The sequence below is a fragment of the Burkholderia sp. Z1 genome, assembly GCF_014893795.1.
Taxonomy (GTDB): Bacteria; Pseudomonadota; Gammaproteobacteria; order Burkholderiales; family Burkholderiaceae; genus Burkholderia; species Burkholderia theae.
In genome coordinates this window covers 739,442-754,188 of sequence record NZ_JACFYL010000001.1, presented here as the reverse complement: position 1 = coordinate 754,188, position 14,747 = coordinate 739,442, and the positions used below count along the sequence as shown (strand labels likewise).

Here is a 14,747-nt window from a genome sequence, read left to right as displayed (position 1 = left end):
AGGAGGCTGACCGCCCCCTCGGGGGGCAGCGAGCAAAGCGAGCGTGGGGGTCGTTTCATCTCAGTTCACCGTTTCGGGCTGCGCGACCCGGACGGGCCAGCCCTGCAGGTTCTCGGCGACGATCTCGCCGATCGCGCCGAGCCACGCGGGTGCGCCGTTCAGGCACGGAATGCGGTGGAACGCCTTGCCGCCGCCGGCGAGGAACTCGTCGCGCACTTCCATGCCGATTTCCTCGATCGTCTCCAGGCAATCGGCCGTGAAACCGGGACAGAACACGTCGGCCCGCCGCACGCCGGCCTCGCCGAATTCGCGCAGCGTCGGCGCGGTGTACGGCTGCAGCCATTCGGCCTTGCCGAAGCGCGACTGGAAGGTGACGCGGCATTCGGTCGTCGACAGCCCGAGCGCGGCCATCAGCAGCGCGCCTGTTTGCTGGCACTGGTCGTGATACGGGTCGCCGAGGTCGAGCGTGCGCTTCGGCACGCCGTGAAAGCTCAGCACGAGCTTGTCGCCCGCCGCGAAGTCGGGCCGGCCGTGCTGCGCCCAGTACTGGCGCACCTGCTCGGCAAGCGCGTGGACATAGGCCGGATGGTCGGCGTAGTGCCGCACCGTGCGCACCTCCGGCTGGTTACGCATGCGCGCGAGCGCGTCGAATGCGGCATCGAACGCGGTGGCCGTGGTCGACGCCGAGTATTGCGGATACATCGGCATCAGCAGCACGCGCTCGACGCCCGAGCGCTTGAACTGCGCGAGCGCGTGCGCAATGTTCGGGCTGCCGTAGCGCATCGCGTAGTCGACGAGCACGTGATAGCCGTTCGACACGAGCAGGTGCCGCACGCCGTCGGTCTGGCGCTCGGTGTGCACGCGCAGCGGCGAGCCCTCCGGCATCCAGACGGCCGCATATTTCTTCGCGGACGCGCGGCCGCGCAGCGGCAGGATCAACGTGCGCAGCAGCACCTGCCAGACGGCCTGCGGAATTTCGACGACCCGCGGATCCGACAGGAATTCGGCCAGATAGCGCCGTACCGCGCGCGGCGTGGGCGCGTCGGGCGTGCCGAGATTGATCAGCAGCACGCCGATGCGGTGGGCTGCCGCGATGCTCGAAGGCGGCTCAAGATCGAAACGCATGGGCAAGAACGTGCTCGGGGCACGGGACCGGACGGCTCTCAATTATAGCGGGCCGCCCCGCACCGTTCGGCCGACTGTCGGCACGCACGGCGCCGCGGCACGATGACGGGGCGGGATCGGGTGTGCTACTGCTGGCTCAACGTGAGCGACAACAGGCGCGCGGTGATGTCGACGATCGGAATCACGCGGTTGTACGCCATCCGGGTCGGGCCGATCACGCCGAGCGTGCCGACGATCTGCCCGTTCACCTCGTAAGGCGCGGTGACGACGCTCATTTCCTCGATCGGCACGAGCGTCGATTCGCCGCCGATGAAGATCTGCACGCCCTGGGCGTGGCTCGACACGTCGAGCAGTTGCAGGAGGCCCGTCTTTTGGTCGAACACGTCGAACAGCTTGCGCAGCCGCGCCATGTCGGACGACAAGTCCGCCACCTCGAGCAGGTTGCGCTCGCCGGAAATCAGCACGGTGTCCTCGGTGTCGGGCACCTCGGTGCTGGCCGTCACCGCCAGATGCATCAGCGCGGTCATGTCGCCGCGCAACTGGTCGATCTCGTCGCGCAGGCGGCGGCGCACCTCGTCGAACGACAGGCCGGCGAAATGCGCGTTGATGTAGTTGGACGCCTCGGTCAGTTGCGACGGCGAGTAGTCGCGCGGCGTCGCGAGCATCCGGTTCTGCACGTCGCCCTCGGGCGTGACGATGATCAGCAGGATGCGCTTGTCCGACAGCCGCATGAACTCGATCTGCTTGAACACGTGGCTGCGACGCGGTGTCAGCACGACGCCCGCGAACTGCGACAGGTTCGACAGCACGCTCGCCGCGGCGGCGACCACCCGCTGCTGCGGCTCGCCGGCCTGCAGCGTGTTCTGCACCTGCCGCGCGACGGCCTCGGCGTCGATCGGCGTCTCGACCGTGAGCATCGTGTCGACGAACAGCCGGTAGCCGCGCGGCGTCGGCACGCGGCCGGCCGACGTGTGCGGGCTCGACACGAGGCCGAGCTCCTCCAGGTCGGACATCACGTTGCGGATCGTCGCCGGGCTCAGCTCGAGCCCGGAATAACGGGACAACGTGCGCGATCCGACTGGCTGACCGTCGGCGATATACCGTTCGATCAGGGTTTTCAGGAGGGTTCGTGCGCGAGGATCTAGCATGGTGGAAAATTTTAGCGCAACCGCGCGACCGCGGCGAGTGGCGTCGGCCGCCATTGCGCGGGCCGGCCCGATCCGGCCCCACCGGTGCACAGCCGGTTCTTTTCGTCAACGAGCTATGGTGTAATGCCGGCATGAAAACCGGTAATCAGTTCAATACTGTCGCGCTCGTCGGCCGGAGCAACACGCCCGGCATCGCCGAGCCGCTCGCCACCCTGGCTGCCAGCCTCGCGAAGCTGGGCTTCGAGGTCGTCTTCGAAGGCGATACCGCGCGCGAGTTCGGCATCACCGGTTATCCGGCGCTCACCCCGGCCGAAATCGGGGCGCGTGCGGACGTGGCGGTCGTGCTGGGCGGCGACGGCACGATGCTCGGCATCGGCCGCCAGCTTGCGCCGTACCGGACGCCGCTGATCGGGATCAACCACGGGCGGCTCGGCTTCATCACGGACATCGCGGCCGCCGACATGCACGCGCTCGTCCCCGTGATGCTGTCGGGCAAGTTCGAGCGCGAGGAGCGCTCGCTGCTTGAGGCGCGGATCATGCGCGACGGCGAACCGATCTACCACGCGATCGCATTCAACGACGTCGTCGTCAACCGCAGCGGCTTCTCCGGGATGGTCGAGCTACGCGCGTCGGTCGACGGCCGGTACATGTACAACCAGCGTTCGGACGGCCTGATCGTCGCCACGCCGACGGGCTCGACCGCTTATGCGCTGTCGTCGGCCGGCCCGATCCTCCATCCGCAGCTGCAGGGCATCGTGCTCGTGCCGATCGCGCCGCACGCGCTGTCGAACCGGCCGATCGTGCTGCCGGACGACACGAAGATCGCGATCCAGATCGTCGGCGGGCGCGACGTCAACGTGAACTTCGACATGCAGTCGTTCACCTCGCTCGAACTGAACGACACGATCGAGGTGCGCCGCTCGAAGCACACGGTGCCGTTCCTGCACCCGATCGGCTACAGCTACTACACGACGCTGCGCAAGAAGCTGCACTGGAACGAACACGCATCGAACGAAGACGACAAGGCGTCCTGACGCCCCTCCGCCCGACACCATGCTCCGCCACCTCTCGATACGCGACTTCGTCATCGTCGCCGCGCTCGATCTCGAATTCGACAGCGGCTTTTCCGTCTTTTCCGGCGAAACCGGCGCCGGGAAATCGATCCTGATCGACGCCCTCGCGCTCGCACTCGGCGAACGCTCCGACGCGAGCGTCGTGCGCACCGGCTGCGGCCGCGCCGACATCACGGCCGAATTCACGCCGCACGACCGCGTCGTGCGCTGGCTCGACGAACATGCGTTCGACGCCGAGGACACCGTGATGCTGCGCCGCGTGATCGACGCGAACGGCCGTTCGCGCGCGTTCATCAACGGCACCAGCGCGACGCTCGCGCAACTGCGCGAACTCGGCGAGATGCTCGTCGACATCCACGGCCAGCACGCTCACCAGTTGCTGATGCGGCCCGACGCGCAGCGCGAGCTGTTCGATACGCACGCGGGGCTCGTCGCCGATGCCGCGAACGTCGCACGTGCGTGGCGCGTCTGGCGTGACGCGACGCAGGCGATCGACGCCGCGAAGGCGCACGAGCGCGAGCTGCAGCTCGAACGCGAAAAGCTCGCGTGGCAGCTCGCCGAGCTCGACAAGCTCGCGCCGCAGGCCGGCGAATGGGATGAAGTCAGCAACGAGCACAAGCGCCTGTCGCATTCGGCGAACCTGATCGAAGGCGTACGGGGCGCGCTCAACGCGCTGTCCGAGGCCGACGACGCGATGCTCGCGCAGCTCGGCGCGATCGTGTCGAAGCTGCGCAGCCTCGCCGACTACGACACCACGCTCGGCGACGCGCTCGCGTCGCTCGAACCGGCCGAGATCCAGCTGCAGGAAGCCGTCTACTCGCTGTCGCACTACGCGCAGCGCGTCGATCTCGACCCCGAGCGGCTCGCGCAGGTCGAAACGCGTCTCGATGCGCTGCACTCGACCGCCCGCAAGTTCCGGCTGCCGCCCGACACGCTGCACGAAGAACATGCGGCGCGCCGCGCCCAGCTCGCCGCGCTCGACGCGGCCGCCGATCTCGGCGCGCTCGAGGCGATCCAGGCCAAGGCGCGGGAAGCCTATCTCGCCGACGCGAAGCACCTGTCCAAGGCGCGAGCACAGGCCGCCAGGGCGCTGGGCACGGCCGTCACGACTGGCATGCAGGAACTGTCGATGGCGGGCGGAAGTTTCGAAGTCTCGCTCGTGCCGCTCGCCGACGGCGGCCCGCACGGGCTCGAGCAGGTCGAGTTCCGGGTCGCCGGGCACGCCGGCGTGCCGCTGCGGCCGCTCGCGAAAGTCGCGTCGGGCGGCGAGCTCGCGCGGATCAGCCTCGCGCTCGCGGTCATCGCGAGCGCGGCGAGCCCGACGCCGACGCTGATCTTCGACGAAGTCGATACGGGGATCGGCGGCGGCGTCGCCGAAGTGGTCGGCCGCCTGCTGCACCAGCTCGGGCGCGATCGCCAGGTGCTGTGCGTGACGCACCTGCCGCAGGTCGCCGCGCGCGGCGACCACCACTTCCAGGTCGCGAAGGGCGCCGACGACCGCGGCGGCACGGTCTCGACGGTCGTCGCGCTCGACCGGGCCAACCGGATCGAGGAAGTCGCGCGGATGCTCGGCGGGCTCGAGATCACGGCCACGACGCGCAAGCACGCGAAGGAAATGCTGGCGGCCTGACTCGGCCTTCACGACTCGGCGCCCGGCCATGCAAAGGCCGGGGGGCGGACTCGCACGATTCATCCGGCCAAGCCCGCCCCCAGCGCCGCATCGAGCCATCATCGCGCTCGCCCTGCCGCCCGCCCGTTACCCCTTGCACTGCTCATGCATGTTGGCCGCGCCGACCGGACGCCACGCGGCCCACTCGCCGCCCGTGCCGGGCACGTCGCCCAGCACCCACCAGCCGTTGGCCCAGACCTTGCCCGCATGGCTGACCTTCTGGCACGGCTGCGCATAGGTCTGCCTGGGATCCCACGCGGCCACGCCCTCGCCGACCGATGCGTGCACGGTCACGCGGTGGGTCGCGTCGGACGTGCGGCCCAGCGCATCGGTCACCACCAGCCTGAAGTCGTAGCGCCGCTCATCCGCCGCCGTCGGCGCGGTGAACGTCGCGACCGCGCCGGTCTGCACGAGCGGCACGCCGGCCGGCCCCGTCCACGCATAGCTCAGCCCCTTGCCCGTCGACGACTCGCCGGACAGCGTGACGCTCGCGCCGCCGTCGGCCGACGCCGGTCCGCCGATCGCCGCGCGCGGCGGCGCGACGACCTCCTGCGCCTTCACCTTGACGACGTGCGTCGCCTGCGCGGTGTAGTCGTGGTCGTTGGCGACGGTCAAGCGAAACGCGTAGTCGCGGTCCTGCTCGAGCGCCGGCGCGACAAAGCGCAACTCGGCGCCGGCCGGCTTCGCGTCGATGCCGGCCGGCGCGCTCCATGCGTAGCGCAAATGCTCGCCGCCCGACGACGCGCCCGACAGCACGACCCGCGCGCCCGCGTCCGCCTGCTGCGGGCCCGTGACCACCGCATTCGGCAGCAGCAGGCCGTCGTTCCTCACCTCGATCACCGCGCCGTCCGGCCCGACCGATTTCACGGTGACGAGCTTGCCCGACAGCGTATCGTGCAGCGTGTGTCCCGGCATCAGCGGCGCGTCCTTCATGCCGTCCGCGCTGCCGGGCATCGCGTCGACCAGCGTGTTCGTCAGCACGTTGCCGCCGTGCGCAACGGTCCGCACGATCACGCCGTTGACGAACGGATCGCCCGCCTTCCAGTCGTCGAAACCGCGCAGCGGCTGGCGGAACTCGAACCACAGCGTCGAGCCGTCGGTGCGCGCGACCCGGTACGCTTTCGCGCCCGGCGCATCGCCCCACAGCGGGGCAAGCCGGTAGGTGCCGTCAGCGCGAATCTCCGGTACGTCGGCTTCGCCGAGCCAGCCGGCGAACAGCTGGTAGCTCGCCGGGTACAGGCGCCGACCGCCGCCCCCCATCGTGTCGGACGGATCGTCGACCTTGCCGGCGCGGCATGCGCCGCCGACCTCGACCGTGCCGCCCGGCGTCGGACAATCGACGAGCGAGCCCGGATGCTTCGCGCCGAGGTTGTGGCCGAACTCGTGCGACCACATCCAGTAACCGTGGCCGCTCGCGTTCGACAGGATCCAGTTGCCCGGCGTCGCGGCAAGGCCGCTCCAGCCGCAGTTGCTCATTTTCGGCAGGTCGACGAACAGGTAATCGAATTGGTCCGGGTTCACGCCACGCGCGAGCGCCGCTTTGCGCGCGGCCGTGCGGATCGCGCCCGAATCGCAGGTTGCCGGCCGGTCGCCGAGATTGACGCTGTCGAGCGTTTCGCCGTGAACCGTCAGCTTGCCGCGCGACGCGACCTCGAGATAACGGCGCAGCGACGCGTAGTCGTCGCCATCGCCGAACACGGCCTTGCGCACGACGTCGGCATCGGCCGGTTTCGAGTCGTTGAAGTGCGTGACCATCAGCAGCACGGATTTATCGCCGGCAAGCGGCCGGGTCGGCAGCGGTTGCGGCAGCGGATAGGTGAACGTCGACGCCGGTGTGAAGCCCGTGCCGGGACGCATCGCCACGTCGCGGTTGTCGGCCGACGCGCTCAGCACTTCGGTTCGGCCCAGATCGCCGCGATACTTGTTGCGCAGCACGATCCTGCCGTCGACGCCGGCGCTGACCTGCCAGGTGCGCATCGACGTGTAGCCGTCTCCGTTGCAGGTCCCCAGCGTGACCCGGCCCGCGTCGCCGTCCGAGTGGGCGCGCAGACAACGATCGCCGCCCTGCGCGATCGCCGCCCGGTTGCGGATCAGCTGATAACCGCCGCTCTGCTTCTGAAACTGCCAGTCCTGCGCCGCACTGCCATCGCACGCGGCGAAGGCGACCGCGTCGCCGCCCGGTTGCCACGCGAGGCACTGGCCTGCGCCAAGCAACCGGTTCGTGAGCGGGGTCGGCGCCGCATCGGCGGCATGGGCGGCAACGGAGAAAAGTCCCGTGACGGCCGCGGACAGCGCCGTCGTGACAAGTGAATGGCGGATCGGTTTCAAAATAGGCTCGAGATCGCTTCGTGCACACGCGGTGCCGGTTGAACGGAAAGCCGCATTTTTTCGATGCCGGCCGTTCCGCTCAAACAATCTCAATCGAATCTCAAAGCCTCGGGTGCGCGGCCCGGACGGCCCGCGCGCCGCCGTCACGCGCCGCCGAACACCCGCTCCCACAACGCCGTCACCGCGGCCCGCTCGCCGGCGACCGTCGCCGGGTCGACCCGCGCCTTCTCCATCCCGTCGAGCCGCAGCTTGTGTTGCAGCTTCCGGTACTTGCGGTAGGCCGCGCCAACCTGCTCGGCCTCGTCCTCGCCCATCAGCCCGAAGCGCGCGACCTCGCGCAGCAGCGCGATGTTGCCGGTATTGCGGATCAGCTCGGCGTCGCTCGACGCGTGCAGCAGCACCCAGTACTGGACGATGAACTCGATGTCGACCATCCCGCCGCGATCGTGCTTCAGGTCGAACAGCTCGGTCTGGTTCGGGTGACCGGCAAACACCTTGCCGCGCATGTCGACGATCTCCTTCGCGAGTACGCCCCCGTCGCGCGGCGTCGTCAGCACCTGATGGCGGATCGCCTCGAAGTCCGCGCCGATCTGCGCGTCGCCCGCGCTGTAGCGGGCGCGCGTCAGCGCCTGGTGCTCCCACACCCACGCGGTATTCGCGGCATCGCCCTCGCGCAGCTGGTAACGGCGGAACGCGTCGAGATCGGTGACGAGCAGCCCGGCCTCGCCGTTCGGCCGCAGCCGCAGGTCGATGTCGAACAGCGCGCCCGCACCGGTCGCCGTCGTGAGCCACGTGATGAGCCGCCGCGTGAAGGTCGTGTAGACGTCCGCCGAGCGCTCGTCGGGGTCGTCGTACAGGAAGATCAGGTCGAGATCGGATGCATAACCAAGCTCCTTGCCGCCCAGCTTGCCGTACGCGATCACCGCGAACTTCGGCACGTCGCGATGGCGCTTCGCGAGCTGCGACCAGACGACTTCGATCGTCACGTCGAGCACCGCATCGGCCAACTCGGACAGCCGGTCGCTCACATGCTCGACCGACAGTTGCCCGGCGAGATCGATCAGCAGGATCCGGAACACCTCCGCGTGCTGCGCGTGCCGCAGCAGGTCCATCTGTTGCTCGGGGCCGTCGGCCGCCGCAAGGCGCGCACGCAGCGCGTCCTTGAACGCGGGCCAGTCGAACGGGCTCGCGATCGCCTCGTCGTCGAGCAGTTCGTCGAGCAGCTGCGGGTGGCGGATCAGGTAGCCGCCGCCCCAGCGCGTCGCGCCGAGCACCGACAGCACGCGATCGAGCGCGGCCGGATATTCGGTCAGCAGCGCGAGATAGACGCCGCGCCGGCTGACCGTCTCCAACAAGTCGAACAGGCGCACGATCGTGTCGTCGCGGCGCGCGGCGTCGATCCGCGGCGCGGCCTCGAGCGCCCGCTGCGCGACGCTGTCGAAGCGCTGCCGGCTCTTTTCCGGCAGGCCCGTGTAGCGCGACGACTGCCAGATCGCGCGCAGCCGCGCGAGCACGGTGGCCGGATCGGTGAAGCCGAGTCCGTCGAGGCGCGCGACCAGCGTGTCGTCCTCGCCGTCGTCGGCCAGCGCGCCGCTCCAGATCCACGCCGCCGCCGTATCGTCGCCCGCCGCGCAGGGGTTGCCGCCCACCTTGTCCGCGAAGATCTGGCGGAACTGCGCCTCGACGAAGGTCCGGTGATCATCAAGCACCGTCATCAGCGCCGCATAGTCGGCAAAGCCGAGCGACGCGGCCAGCGCCGCGCGTTCGTCGGGCTCGACCGGCATCGCGTGCGTCTGCGCGTCGTTGCGGTATTGCAGCCGGTGCTCGAGCGTGCGCAGGAAGTTGTAGGCGTCGGTCAGGCGCGCGCGCACGTCCTCGCCGATCAGCCCGCGCGCCTGCGCATGGCGCAGCACCGCGAGTGTCGGCCGCACGCGGAATTCCGCGTCCTGGCCGCCGCGGATCAGCTGGAACACCTGCGCACTGAACTCGATCTCGCGGATCCCGCCGCGCCCGAGCTTGATGTCGTCGGCCTTGTCGGGCCGCATCGACACGCGGCGCGCGGCTTCCTGCCGGATCTGCTGGTGCAGCGAACGGATCGCGCCGATCACGCCAAAATCGAGATAGCGGCGGTACACAAACGGCTTGACGATCGACTCGAGCTGCGACTCGAGCCGCTGCGCCGCGTCGCTGTCGCCTTCCGACACGAGCCGCCCCTTGATCCATGCATAGCGCTCCCACTCGCGCCCCTGCACGTAGAAATATTCCTCGAGCATCCCGAGGCTGCAGACGAGCGGCCCGGAATCGCCGTTCGGACGCAGCCGCATGTCGACGCGAAACACGTAGCCGTCGGCGGTGACCTCGGACATCACACCGATCAGGCGCCGGCCGAGCCGCGTGAAGTATTCCTGCGTGGACAGCGGCGCGCGCGCGCCGCCGGTCGTCTCGCCGTCGTCCTCGTAGACGAAGATCAGGTCGATGTCCGACGACACGTTCAGTTCGCGGCCGCCGAGCTTGCCCATCCCGACCACGCCGAGCACGACGCGCTGGCCGTCGGCGCCGCGCGGCTCGCCGTACAGCGCCTCGAGTTCAGCCGACAGCAGTGCGAGCGAGCGCTGCACGGCCACTTCGGCGAGATCGGTCATCGCGCCGGTCACCTCGGCGACGTCCGCCAGCCCGCGCAGGTCGCGCTCCGCGACCGCGCCGAACGCCTCGGCGCGCAGTTGCCGCAGCGCGCGCTTCAATTGCTCCTCGGTCGGCGCGGCCGGGCCGGCCGGCATCGCGAGCAGTTCGGTGAGGCGCGCGTCGAGCTGCGCGCGGGCGAGCGGCGCGGCGGCCCATGCGGCGACCTGTTCGGCCAGCGCGGGCCGCGCGGCGGCCGCGCGCGCGATATAACGGGAATAGGACGTGCTGATCAGGGCGGAAGCGTCGGTCATCGAGAAGCGGGCCTGGCGGTAAGGCCGGCCGGTGCGGGCAAACGCGTGCGCGCGCCGCTGCCGACAGGCCCCATGGACTCGGCGCGGCATCGCGGGACGCCCGTGCGTCCGTCGCGAAACCGCGCGCCGGAAAGCCCGTGCCGCACTGCCGCAACGGCCGCCGGCACGAACCCGTGTGATACATTTCAACGTCAGTCTGCAAAACTACCATATCGCCGCCCGTCCGCCGCATGTCCGACCGTCAGGAATCCGCCGTAGCTGCGCCCGAAGCGGGACCTCCGAAGCACGATCATCCGGTCCTGCGTCGCGTGTTCAAGGTGACGCTGGCAGTCGGGATCGGCACCTACTTCGTTGCGTCCGGCGCGTTCCTCGGGCTGCGCTATGTGCTGCTGCCCCGCATCGACGAATTCCGTCCGCGCATCGAGCGCCTCGTGTCCAACAAGCTCCACGCGCAGCTTTCGATCGGCAAGCTTTCCCCGAACTGGTCCGGCATGCAGCCGGGCGTCGAACTCACGAACCTGACGATCCGCGGCCGTGACGGCAAGATCGCGCTGTCGGTGCCGCATGCGACCGCTGCGCTGTCGTGGATGTCGCTGCTGCGGCTGTCGCCCGCGCTATCGAGCCTGATCGTCGACCAGCCCGACCTCGTCGTCGCGCGCGCCGCCGACGGCTCGCTGAGCATCGCGGGTGTCGGCGTCGCGACCACCCACGGCGGCAACGACACGTTCGGTACCTGGCTGCTGAAGCAGGAAGCGATCGTGCTGCGCGGCGGCACGCTGCGCTGGCGCGACGCGCAGCACGACGCGCCGGAGCTCGTGCTGTCGGGCATCCGGATCGCGGTGCTCAACAACGGCCGCGTACACCGGGCCGCACTGCAGGCGCCCGCGAACGGCACGCTGCTGCTCGGCCCGCTCGATTTCCGCGCGCGCTTCACGCACAAGGCGCTCGCGCCGGTCGGCAAGCCGTCCAACTGGACCGGCGATGCGTACCTGTCGACCGGCCCCGTCGATCTGCAGACGCTCGCCCGTTACCTCGACATTCCGCTCACGATCCATGCCGGCCGGATCGACAACGCGATCTGGGCGACCTTCCGCGACGGCCGGCTGCGCTCGGCGGGCGGCGACCTGCAGGGCGCCGACGTCACGCTGCGCGTGCGGCCGACGCAGCCGCGGCTCGACGTGCCGGTGGTCGGATTCGGCTGGGACATGGCAATGGACACGGGGCACGACTACACGCTGCACCTGTCGCGCTTCCATGCGGAACTCGGCCAGCCGCCGCTCGACGACGGCACGCCGCTCGCCCGCTCGCTCGCGCTGTCGACGCTGACGGCCCGTTACCGCGTGCCGACGGCGACCCAGGGGCAACTGATCAGCGTTGTCGGCGACCGCGTCGATCTCGGCATCCTCAGCGAATTCATTCGCGGCCTGCCGCTGCCTGCACGCCTGCGCAACGAACTGATCAAGATCGACCCGCGCGGGATGATGGCGAACTACCAGATCGAAGTCGAGCGCGCGAAACCCGCGCGGGCCGACCTCGCGGAAGAGGAGCGCCGCACCGGCGCCGCGCCGATCGTCCGCTATCGCTTCCTCGGCGACCTGCAAGGCCTCAGCTTCGCCGCGCAGGAGCCGCCGCCCGGCCTGTCGCCGCGCGGCCACCCGCGCGCCGGCTGGCCGGGCATCGAGAACCTGTGGGGCCGCGTCGACGCGAGCGAGACGGGCGGCACCGCGCATTTCGACACGGTCAACGCGGCCGTCACGGTGCCCGGCGAGTTCGACGAGCCGCGCCTGACGTTCGACCGGCTGCGCGGCAACGTCAAATGGGCGATCACGCCCGCGCCCGGCGACAAGCACGCGCGCGTCGACGTGACGCTGCCCGACCTGCTCGTCTCGAACCCCGATGCCGAAATCGCGGTGTCCGGCTCGTACACGAATCCCGGCCACGGCCGCGGCTCGCTCGACCTGCGCGCCGAGTTCGCACGCGCGTCGGTGGCACGCATTCCACGCTACCTGCCGACCGGGATGTCCGAGCACCTGCGCGACTATCTCGGCCACGCGCTGCAGGACGGCACGGTGACCAAGGGCGCGTCGATCGTCGCCCGCGGTCCGCTCGAGAAATTCCCGTTCGAACACGAGCCGGACGCCGGCGTGTTCCACATCGTCGCGCCGTTCACCGGCGGCCGCTTCGAGCCGACGCCGTACCCGCCGCGCAAGCTCGCGAACGGCACGCCGAGCGTCTGGCCGGCGCTCGACGGGATCGACGGCAAGTTCGAGCTCGCGCAGAACAAGCTGCGCTTCGACATCGACCGCGCGCACTACAAGCGCGTCGCGCTGACGAAGGTCGCCGGCCGCATCGACGATCTCGGCAATCCGACCCACTCGCCGCTCGTCATCGACGGCCATGCGCAGGGCCCGCTCGCCGACCTGATCGACTACGCGGACAACAGCTCGCTCGGCACGATGAGCGGGCATATCGGCCAGCGGATCGATGCGCAGGGGCCTGCGTCGCTCGGGCTCAAGATCACGATTCCGCAGCACGTCGCGCATCCGCATACGCACATCGAAGGCGCACTCGCGTTCGGCGGCAACACGCTGTCGACCAGCGGCGTGCCGCCGCTGTCGGCGCTGCGCGGCAGTGTCCGGTTCACCGAGGCCGGCGCGTCGCTGCACGACCTGTCGGGGCGCTTCCTCGGCGGCCCGGTGCACGCGAACGGCAACTTCCAGTCGCACGGCCCGTACACGGTGGACGTCGACGGCCGGCTCGCGCTCGACGCCGCGCGCGGCCTGAACCTGCACGGCCCGGCCGCCGCGCTGCTCGAGCACGTGGTCGGCGACGCACCGTACAAGCTCGCCGTACGCGGCGCGCCGGGCCGCCTGCCCGACATCAGCGCGCATTCCGACCTGACGGGTGTCGCGCTGAATTTCCCGGCGCCGTTCGCGAAGCCGGCCGGCACGCCGATGCCGTTCAGCTTCACGCTGCAGCCGGCGCCGCAGGCGGACGGCAAGCGCCTCGAACACGCCGACCTGACGCTCGGCCCCGTATCCGCGACCTACCTGCTCGATGCGACGCGCGGCCAGCCGCTGCGCGCGGTGCGCGGCGCGATGGGCATCCACCGGATGCCCGACATGCCGCAGGACGGCGTGAGCGCGGCCGTCGACGTCGACGAGCTGGATGCCGACGCGTGGCTCGCGCTCGCCCACACGCTGCAGCCCGCGACGCCGCGCGCGCCGGAGCCGCCGGCCGCGCCGCGCGTCGATTTCGCGAGCTTCGCGCCGAAGCGTTTCGCGTTCCACTTCGGCACGCTGAAGCTGCTCAAGCGCAACTGGGAAAACGTGATCGTCGGCGCATCGCACATCGACGAACTGTGGCAGGCGAACATCGCGTCGAACCAGGTGTCGGGCTACCTGTCGTGGGCGCCGGGCGGCGGCCACAACGGTGCGGGCGTGCTGAACGCGCGGCTCGCGAAGCTCGTGATCCCGGACAGCGCGCAGCACGACCTCGTCGGCCGCGCGATGAACCTGCCGACGCCGACCGACCGCCCGATGCCGTCGATCGACCTGATCGTCGATCAAGTGGTCGCGCGCAATCACGACATCGGCCGTCTGGTCGTCAACGCACGCAACATCGACGAGGACGGCACGCCCGTGTGGCAACTCGACAAGCTGGAGCTGTCGAACCCGGCCGCGAAGCTGACGGCGACCGGCAACTGGCGCACGTCGCGCCGCGCGCTCGCCCGCGGCGCCGACGAAAACGACGCGCCGCGCCGCACCGTGTTCGACTTCAAGCTCGACATCGACAATGCGGGCGCGCTGCTCGACCGCGTCGGCCTGCCGCGCACGCTCGCGGACGGTCACGGCTCGGTCACGGGCAAGGTCGGCTGGCGCGGCGGTCCGACCGCGCTCGACTTCCCGTCGCTCGGCGGCCAGGTCGCGCTCGACCTCGAACACGGGCAGATCCTGAAAGTCGATCCGGGTGCGGCGAAACTCCTCGGCGTGCTGAGCCTGCAAAGCCTCGCGCGCTTCCTGACGCTGAATTTCCGCGACGTGGTCGGCAAGGGGCTGCCGTTCGACAAGATCACGGGCACCGGCCGGATCTCGAACGGGATCGCGCGCACCGACGACTTCTCGATGACGACGGCGCCCGCGAACGTGACGGTACGCGGCGCGGTCGACCTCGGCCACGAGACGCAGGACCTGCACGCGCACGTCGCACCGAAGATCGGCGCCGGCACGGCGGCAATCGCGGCCGCGATCATCAATCCGCTGCTCGGCGTCGGCGTGCTGGCCGCGAACTACGCGCTGTCGGAGACGCTGTCGCACGCGTTCGCGCTCGACTACGCGATCACGGGTTCATGGGCGCACCCGCACATCGAGCGGGTGCGGAGCGATCAGGGTAAGATAAATCACGGTCCCGCCGATGCGGTGAACCAATGAGCCGCGCGTCGAACCGCGCACGGTGCCGGGCCGCACCCCAT

At 70.1% G+C, this 14,747-nt stretch carries 7 protein-coding genes; 3 read left to right on the top strand and 4 right to left on the bottom strand.

All coding sequences use genetic code 11. The features are described from left to right. Positions 1-60 precede the first annotated feature (60 nt). Both hemH and hrcA read right to left on the bottom strand, forming a co-directional pair. Positions 61-1,125 carry a ferrochelatase gene (gene hemH, locus H3H55_RS03470; protein WP_193097666.1) on the bottom strand — a complete coding sequence of 355 codons (1,065 nt, stop codon included), beginning with the start codon at positions 1,123-1,125 and terminating at the stop codon, positions 61-63. 125 nt (positions 1,126-1,250) lie between these two features. Beyond that, complete coding sequence (gene hrcA, locus H3H55_RS03465; RefSeq protein ID WP_048242933.1) at positions 1,251-2,273, bottom strand: heat-inducible transcriptional repressor HrcA; 1,023 nt, start codon at positions 2,271-2,273, stop codon at positions 1,251-1,253. 131 nt (positions 2,274-2,404) lie between these two features. On the opposite strand from hrcA, the gene H3H55_RS03460 reads away from it, so the two are divergent. Next, positions 2,405-3,307, top strand: a complete 903-nt coding sequence (locus tag H3H55_RS03460) for an NAD kinase (protein WP_129513765.1) — start codon at positions 2,405-2,407, stop codon at positions 3,305-3,307. A gap of 19 nt (positions 3,308-3,326) precedes the next feature. Beyond that, positions 3,327-4,976: a DNA repair protein RecN gene (gene recN / locus H3H55_RS03455; RefSeq protein ID WP_129513764.1), complete on the top strand. Its 1,650-nt coding sequence runs from the start codon at positions 3,327-3,329 to the stop codon at positions 4,974-4,976. A 126-nt stretch (positions 4,977-5,102) separates the two neighbouring features. Here the strand turns inward: recN and H3H55_RS03450 are convergent, their stop codons facing one another. Both H3H55_RS03450 and glnE read right to left on the bottom strand, forming a co-directional pair. Further along, positions 5,103-7,343: a carbohydrate-binding protein gene (locus H3H55_RS03450; protein WP_226799926.1), complete on the bottom strand. Its 2,241-nt coding sequence runs from the start codon at positions 7,341-7,343 to the stop codon at positions 5,103-5,105. 143 nt (positions 7,344-7,486) lie between these two features. Beyond that, positions 7,487-10,276, bottom strand: coding sequence for a bifunctional [glutamate--ammonia ligase]-adenylyl-L-tyrosine phosphorylase/[glutamate--ammonia-ligase] adenylyltransferase (glnE, locus tag H3H55_RS03445; RefSeq protein ID WP_193097665.1), 2,790 nt, complete (start codon positions 10,274-10,276; stop codon positions 7,487-7,489). Positions 10,277-10,506: 230 nt separating this feature from the next. On the opposite strand from glnE, the gene H3H55_RS03440 reads away from it, so the two are divergent. Next, on the top strand, positions 10,507-14,706 hold the full coding sequence (locus H3H55_RS03440; RefSeq protein WP_193097664.1) for a YhdP family protein: 4,200 nt from the start codon (positions 10,507-10,509) through the stop codon (positions 14,704-14,706). The last annotated feature ends 41 nt before the right edge of the window (positions 14,707-14,747 follow it).

Coding starts and splice junctions, on each gene's coding strand:
- hemH (WP_193097666.1), bottom strand. CDS start 1,125: ATGCGTTTCGATCTTGAGCCGCCTTCGAGCATCGCGGCAGCCCACCGC.
- H3H55_RS03440 (WP_193097664.1), top strand. CDS start 10,507: ATGTCCGACCGTCAGGAATCCGCCGTAGCTGCGCCCGAAGCGGGACCT.
- glnE (WP_193097665.1), bottom strand. CDS start 10,276: ATGACCGACGCTTCCGCCCTGATCAGCACGTCCTATTCCCGTTATATC.
- hrcA (WP_048242933.1), bottom strand. CDS start 2,273: ATGCTAGATCCTCGCGCACGAACCCTCCTGAAAACCCTGATCGAACGG.
- H3H55_RS03460 (WP_129513765.1), top strand. CDS start 2,405: ATGAAAACCGGTAATCAGTTCAATACTGTCGCGCTCGTCGGCCGGAGC.
- recN (WP_129513764.1), top strand. CDS start 3,327: ATGCTCCGCCACCTCTCGATACGCGACTTCGTCATCGTCGCCGCGCTC.